The organism is Rothia sp. HMSC069C03 (assembly GCF_001811075.1).
In the GTDB taxonomy this organism is placed as follows: domain Bacteria; phylum Actinomycetota; class Actinomycetes; order Actinomycetales; family Micrococcaceae; genus Rothia; species Rothia mucilaginosa.
Window position 1 is genome coordinate 52,453 of sequence record NZ_KZ627117.1, and the last position, 7,337, is coordinate 59,789.

General features: G+C 55.7%; 4 protein-coding genes and 1 riboswitch. Of the genes, 1 reads left to right on the plus strand and 3 read right to left on the minus strand.

What is annotated here, in order from left to right:
- Window positions 1-106 precede the first annotated feature (106 nt).
- The 3 genes from HMPREF2779_RS00200 to HMPREF2779_RS00210 form a co-directional block, all read right to left on the minus strand.
- A complete protein-coding gene (locus HMPREF2779_RS00200; protein ID WP_105360517.1) occupies window positions 107-1,549 on the minus strand; it encodes an MFS transporter in 1,443 nt (480 codons plus the stop codon).
- Window positions 1,550-2,066: 517 nt separating this feature from the next.
- On the minus strand, window positions 2,067-4,394 hold the full coding sequence (gene metE / locus HMPREF2779_RS00205; RefSeq protein WP_105360518.1) for a 5-methyltetrahydropteroyltriglutamate--homocysteine S-methyltransferase: 2,328 nt from the start codon (window positions 4,392-4,394) through the stop codon (window positions 2,067-2,069).
- A gap of 153 nt (window positions 4,395-4,547) precedes the next feature.
- Complete coding sequence (locus HMPREF2779_RS00210) at window positions 4,548-5,453, minus strand: methylenetetrahydrofolate reductase (RefSeq protein ID WP_049340837.1); 906 nt, start codon at window positions 5,451-5,453, stop codon at window positions 4,548-4,550.
- A gap of 117 nt (window positions 5,454-5,570) precedes the next feature.
- Window positions 5,571-5,687, minus strand: a riboswitch (SAM riboswitch).
- 415 nt (window positions 5,688-6,102) lie between these two features.
- Between HMPREF2779_RS00210 and HMPREF2779_RS00215 the strand changes: the two genes are divergently transcribed.
- Window positions 6,103-7,337 (plus strand): ATP-binding cassette domain-containing protein (locus HMPREF2779_RS00215; protein WP_233992150.1); only part of this gene is annotated, 1,235 nt, incomplete at its 3' end.

Here is a 7,337-nt window from a genome sequence, read left to right on the forward strand (position 1 = left end):
GTTCCATTCTAGGTTCTTAACCTAAGAAGCCACACGATTACCGACAAGCCACCATATGGTGACTCACCAGCAAACGTGTGGCTTCCCTACACGAAAGACCGGGCAATTATGCCTGAGCCGCCAGCTTCTCTGCACGCTCAGCCATCAGACGCTTCTCAGCACCATTAACCAGCCAGAGGAACAGAACCGCCAGACCCGAGCACACAATCATGAAGACGAACGCGGTGCTCCAACCCCAGTGGTCAACAATAATGCCGATACCGGCAGAAGCCAGGGTCGCACCCAGCGCGTAACCGAACAGGCCGGTGAAGCCCGCAGCGGTACCCGCAACATGCGAGGGGGACAGGTCAATAGCCTGCAGACCAATCAGCATAACCGGGCCGTAAATCAGGCCACCAATCAGAGCCAACGCAACGTACGCAATCCACAGCGGCGCATCCGAAGAAGGCAGCCAGTACAGCAGAATTGCGCCAACGGTTGCAATCAGGAACAGGATACCCGCGGGGGAGCGGCGACCCTTGAACATGCGGTCAGAAACGTAACCGCACAGGACGGTGCCACCAATGCCGGCAAGCTCCAGAATCGAGAAGCCCGCAATACCACCCTCGAGGGAAGCGTGGCGCACATCGTGCAGGTACTTCGGCGCCCACACCAGCACGCCGTAACGCAGAGTGTACACGAACACGTTTGCCAGAGCCAGGTACACCATGGTCGAGTTGGTCAGCACGTGCTTACGGATGGTGGTCCAAGTGGACTCTGCACGATCCTCAGCGGTGGACTCAACCTTGTGCGGGTCGTTGCGGTACACGTCAACGGTGGGCAGACCCTCAGCCTCGGGGTTGTCACGAATCAGCAGCCACGCCACGAACGCCAGAACGAAGCTGATAACAGCCGGGAACCAGAAGGCAACTTCCCAGGTCTTGCCGAACATGGAGAAGCCCCACGCAACCAGCAGACCGGACAGCGCACCACCAACGTTGTGAGCGGTGTTCCACCAGGAAACCTTCGTGCCGCGCTCGCTGGTGGAGAACCAGTTCACGAGCACACGACCCGAGGGAGGCCAACCCATACCCTGGAAGATGCCGTTGAAGACCATGATGGTCGCCATGATGGAGGCGATAGCGGCACCGTAGCCTGCCGCACCTGCGCCTTCACCCATGTAACCGGTCATTGCCAGCAGGATGTTTGCAACACCCGAGAGCACCAGACCGATGGGCAGGAACAAACGCGCGTTCGAGCGGTCAGAAATCATTGCGGTGAAGAACTTGCTGAAGCCGTAAGCGAGCAGCAGTGCCGTGGACAGTGCACCAATTGCTGCGTTGCTGAAGCCAAGTTCCTTGGTCAGAATCGGGGTGACCAGCGGGACGTTGTTACGAATCAGGTAGAAGGTCGCGTAACCGATGAAGATACCCATGAAGACCTGCAGACGCATGCGCGGGTACTTTGCATTAACTTCAGCCTCACTCAGTTGAGGCTTGGGTGCCGGAATGGCGAGCCAGCGGGGTGCAGAACCCTTCTTCTTCTTCTTTGATGAAGTGGTAGTAGTCATGCTGGAATTCTAAAAACGGCGGCTTATAAAAATGCTAATCCGCTGGAAATGTTTTCAGTAGAATGTTCACTAGGATGAACGGATATTCAGAGTGATTATTCTGTTAATGCTGTTTTTACCCTGGAATTACGGGGAAGTGCTAAATCTGTGTGACGCAGGTCTGTCTATTGGGCAACAGTGTCACAAGTACTGCAATGAATATAAATACTTTCCTTGTTGAGTAAGTATGTGTTTTGGTCAGACCACATTTAAATTTAGAGTAATTTATACCCTAAGTTCAAAAAGAAAACCACTTGAACACCACAAAATCGGTGCCCTAAAACAGCACAGAAAAGCCCGCCCGCACGGTGCAGAAGAAAAACCGTACGGGCGGGCCTGTTATCTATCCACAAAAGCTCGGCATACAGTCGGTACGCATACCGGCACAAAGCCGAACAGCCGCCACCTGCCGCAGGTTACCGCGAGCAAACCATCATCCGGTTAACCCGCAACAGGCAGCGGAACCAATAGGCGCCTCCTAGAGGGATGCGCGAATCGCCTTGGTGGCGTCCACCAGGTGACGCAGAGACTGCTTGGTCTCCTCGTAATCACGAGTCTTCAGACCACAGTCAGGGTTTACCCACAGGTCAGCAATGGTGCCGTAACCAATCGCAGCCTTCAGCAGGGACTCAATCTCATCCTGCGAAGGAACACGCGGAGAGTGGATGTCCCACACGCCCGGGCCCAGACCGGAAACGAAGCTCTCCGGAATATCAGCCAGCAGCTCCATGTGCGAACGAGCCGCCTCAATGCTGGTCACGTCAGCGTTCAGAGCGTTAATCGAGTCGATAATCTCGTTGAACTCCGAGTAGCACAGGTGGGTGTGAATCTGGGTAGAATCCTTTACCGCGCTGGTTGCCAGGCGGAAGGAGTTCACCGACCAGTCCAGGTACTGCGGCTGCTCATCGCGGCGCAGGGGCAGCAGCTCACGCAGAGCCGGCTCGTCCACCTGAATGATGCGGATGCCTGCCTGCTCCAAGTCGGCAATCTCGTCGGCAAGAGCCAGAGCCACCTGGTTAGCGGTCTCGCGGCGCGGCTGGTCGTCACGCACGAAGGACCACGCCAGAATCGTTACGGGGCCGGTGAGCATGCCCTTGACCGGCTTGTCGCTCAGCGACTGTGCGTGGGAGCTCCACGGAACGGTGAACGCCTCACCGCGCAGGCCCTCACCGTGACGCTTCACGTCACCGAACAGGATCGAGGGGCGGGTGCAACGCGAACCGTAGGACTGAACCCAGCCGTGGCGGGTGGTCGCGAAACCGTCGAAGTTCTCAGCGAAGTACTGAACCATGTCGTTACGCTCAGCCTCACCGTGAACCAGCACGTCCAGGCCCAGCTCCTTCTGCAGCGTGATGACCGAAGCAATCTCGTCACGCAGGAAGCCGTTCAGCTCCTCAGCGGAAATCTTGCCCGCACGAGCCTCCGCACGGCGACGGCGAATCTCAGCGGTCTGCGGGAAAGAACCGATGGTGGTGGTCGGCAGCTTCGGCAGGTTCAGGTCAGCCTGAGCCGCGCGGCGAACGTCAATGGTCGGGCGGTCGAAGTCCTCGGGAGTCACAGCTGCGGCGCGGGCACGAATCTCGTCGTTGTGCTTGCGCGGGTCAGCGGCGAAGCGAGACAGCGCCTCATCAGCAGCCTTCAGCTCCGGCTCAACAGCCGCCTCACCCTCAGCCAGGCCACGAGCCAACAGAGCAATCTCAGCGACCTTCTGGTCAGCGAACGCCAGGCCGTCCACAGGAACCTCGGCGGGGTCTTCCAGAGCCAGGTCGTGCGGCACGTGCTGCAGGGAGGTCGAGGAAGCCACAGACACGGCACCCTCGGATGCACCGGGCAGCGCCTCCAGAATCTTCAGTGCGGCACGAACATCGGCACGCCACACGTTACGACCGTTCACAACGCCGGCAACAAGGTGCACACCAGCGGCAGAAACAGACTCCAGCTCAGTCTTCGAGTACACGCCGTGCACCAGGTCAAGGTGCAGAGCCTCAACACCGGTACCCAGCAGTGCCGGCAGGTTCTCACGCAGAGAACCGTAAGGGCTGGTCACCAGAATCTGCGGGCGCTTCTCGCCAGCAGCCAGGGCACGGTAGGTGCGCTCGGCCAGCTGCGCAACCTTCGCGTTGTCGGCACGGTCCACGGTCAGGCCCGGCTCATCCAGCTGAACCCACTCAACACCGCGCTCAGCCAGCTGCTCCAGCACCTGAGCGTACGCGGCAACGAACTCATCCAGACGGTCAACGGGGGAGAAGTCCTCAGCGGAACCCTGCTCAGCCTTAGCGCCCAGCAGCAGGGTCAGCGGGCCAACAATCTGCGGGCGAACCTTCACGCCAGCCTGCTTTGCTACCTCGAGCTGCTCGTCAATAGCCTCAAGGTTCAACTTAATCTCGGTACCGGCACCAATCTCGGGCACCAGGTAGTGGTAGTTGGTGTCGAACCACTTGGTCATCTCCAGCGGAGGCAGGGTCTCGGTACCGCGCGCCAGTGCGAAGTAGCCGGGCAGATCCAGCAGACCGCGTGCATCCTTAGCCTCAGCCAGACGCTCGGGAACCAGGGTGAACAGGCGAACCACATCAAGCACCTGGTCGTAGTAGGAGAAGGTCGCCGGAATCGAGTAGTTATCAGCCTTCAGACCCGCAGCGGTCACGCGCTCAAAGTAGGTGCGCTGCACGTCAGCGGCGGTGTCCTGCAGCTCCTGCAGGGTTGCCTTGCCCTTCCAGAAAGCCTCCTGAGCCTTCTTCAGCTCACGGAAGCGGCCCACACGGGGGTAGCCAACAATGGTTGCGGCGGGGAATGCGGTGTTCGACATAATATTTTTTCCTTTACTGGGGATAGATAGGGGAGTCAGTTCCGGCGTTTTACCACCCGACTGTGGGTGGTGAAACGGAGGACTCAACAACTCCCGGAATATTTGTGGGGGAGACAATGGGAACGCATCCGACAAGGAGCGTTACGGGTTGGGTTAGGCGTATTCCAGTTCGCTCAGCGGCTGAGAGAAACGGTTGCTGTATCGGGGTAGGTCCAGCTGATCCAGAACGTCCAGCACCGCGGCATGCTCGTTGAAGGTGAAGAAGTGCAGGCCCGGTGCGCCCGCATCCATCACGGCGCGGCACTGGTTCAGCGCGTAATCCACGCCGATGCGGTGCAACTCTGCGTTGCTGGTCGCCGTCTCTAGGGCGTAGGCGAGGTCCGTCGGGACTTCCATGCCCGCCATCTGGCAAAGATTTTGCAACCGCTTCAGCGAGGTTACCGGCATGATGCCCGGAATAATCGGAATATCCACGCCTGCCAGGTGCGCCGAATCGACCAGGGCGCTATAGCGTTCATCCTCAAAGAACACCTGAGTGATCGCGAAATCTGCGCCGGCACGCTGCTTCGACAGCAGAATCTCAATATCCTGCAGCAGGGATGCGGACTCGGGGTGCTTCTGCGGGTATGCCGCCACACCAATCGACACCTTGCCAGCAGCCAGGTGGGCGAAATCTTCACGCTCCACGCGGCGAATGAGCTCCACCAGGTATCGGGCGAAAGGAAGTTCAGAAACCTGACCCTCCTGAATATCACCGCGAAGAGCCAGGAAACCGCGCACACCCAGACCCAGAATCAGGCGGACTGCACGCTCCAGCTCGTGCACCGAATGGCCTGCGCAAATCAGGTGAGCCAGCGGGGTGAGGGACGTTTCATGCACCAGGTGGTCGAGTAGTGCGAGGGTCTTCTGGCGGCGCTTCGCGTCACCGGCGTAGGTGACCGATACGTAGTCGGGGTTGGTGCCCTCAAGCTCGGCAATGGTATGGAGTAGCGACTCGCAGCTTGCGTGTGAGCGGGGTGGGAATAGCTCAAAAGAAAGAGCCGGGTGAACTGTCGTCATAACCTTCCTTCGTGTTCACCCGATAGATACGCACCGGGAGGGTGCGTGAATTCTTCTGCAGGATGCGCTGTACCGGTTTGCGGGTACGACTCATCAAGGGGTGCCGAAGGGTATTCTTCTCTATCGGTTCTGGCGGGAGCACCTTGTCCGTACCCTGCACCGTGACGGTGGGGGATACTGGCGAGGTTGCTGCGACGTCGACGAGCCAGATCTCTCGGTCGCTCTTGATAGATAACGCTTTCACTCTACCCACTGCCTCCGAGGGCGTGCAAGGGATGCGGCGGTTGATGTCCTAATATTTCTGGACATGACATTGGGGAGAAATATGAACTTAATATGACTGACTATGACGAAGGGTGCTGGGGGCGTTGCGGGTAGAGCTGTCGGCTGACCCCTGAATGCCCGAAAATATCACAGATATATCTGCTTAATATTCTTGGAAACGCGCAAATATGTGTGTTTTAAATTTCATTGAAGAGTAGAGTAACTAATGAAGTACGGGTAGTGTTTCGATGTCCGCTCATCGAGGAGTTTCAGATCTTAAAGATGAGTTCAATATGATTTTGTGAGCGTGGTGAGAATGAAAAATCTATTTTCTTCTGTACTCTGGTCCTTCCGCCTAGCCTGGAAAACCTGTCCTGGGAGCCTAGTGAGCGTCGCCCTATCACTAGCCGTCATAGCCTGCATTCCCCTGAGCCAATCCTTGCTAATCGGTAATACAGTATCAGCCTTGAGCGGTTCAAATGGTGGCGCGGCCTGGATTTATATCGTTGCTCTTGCCCTTGTTGTCGGAATTAATATCATTGCTCAACGCTGGGTAAGAAGTAACATGCTTATCCTCAAATCAAAGATGAACTATCGGGTTCACCGCATGTTAAATAACAGGTTATCTACTTTTCCGTTGTCTGATATTGGTAGCACAAAATCACAGGAAGATATACGTGCTGCAAGAGAGGCAATATCGAAACAGGAATTGCAGGTTCACACCATGTCAGTTATGACACTGGTGAGTTCCTTTGCGATGGTTTTCCTCCTCTGTTTTAATATTGCAAACGTCAGCATTGTGGCAGCAATTTTTGCGGCACTGTGTTCACTACCCCTATCTATTGCAATGGTAATCCTCGCTAAACGTGATTACGCTATATACACCCTAATGTACGAGGACTATCGGGTAGAGAACTACTATCTAGACAATCTGATGGCTCAAAGTCGCGCCCAAGAACTTCACCTCATGAGAGCCTCCCGATTTTTCTCGCAACGCGTAGCGTCCTGGCGACGCCGGGCAGCCGGTAGGGAATTGAGCCTTGAAAGTGTTAGAGGAATCATCTCCATAGTTGCAGGGCTACTCTGCTCTGTCTTACTTTTTGCGTCCCTGTACTTCCTCGTGGATTCAGGCGCCGATATATCGTATGTGGCCGGATCGCTGATTGGAATCATTACCTGTGTTAACGCGACCCAAGAGGTGGGATATTCATTTGGTCAGATTATTAATGGAGCATTATCTGTTCAGCAATTCCGAAGGGTATGCGACTCTGATACTTACGACCATGCTTCTGAGATAAAAACTTCTAACCCTAACCATGAAAATATTTCAAAAATTATATGCAAAGATGTATCCGTTCAGTATGAGGGCGCGTCGTCTTTTGCGCTTAAAGATATTAATCTTGAGCTGATGAATAATCAAATGATTGCAGTAGTTGGTGCCTCGGGCGCGGGAAAAACAACGCTAATAAATGCAATTCTTGGAATTACACCAATTGCCCAGGGGAGCATAACGTATAAGGGTGCTTCTTCTGAGAGTAAATACAACATGTTGGCGAATGTTGGTTTGGTGAGTCAAGACTACGGACGTTATGAACTGACTGTGCGTGAAAATCTTCTTCT

Coding starts and splice junctions, on each gene's coding strand:
- HMPREF2779_RS00210 (WP_049340837.1), bottom strand. CDS start 5,453: ATGACGACAGTTCACCCGGCTCTTTCTTTTGAGCTATTCCCACCCCGC.
- metE (WP_105360518.1), bottom strand. CDS start 4,394: ATGTCGAACACCGCATTCCCCGCCGCAACCATTGTTGGCTACCCCCGT.
- HMPREF2779_RS00200 (WP_105360517.1), bottom strand. CDS start 1,549: ATGACTACTACCACTTCATCAAAGAAGAAGAAGAAGGGTTCTGCACCC.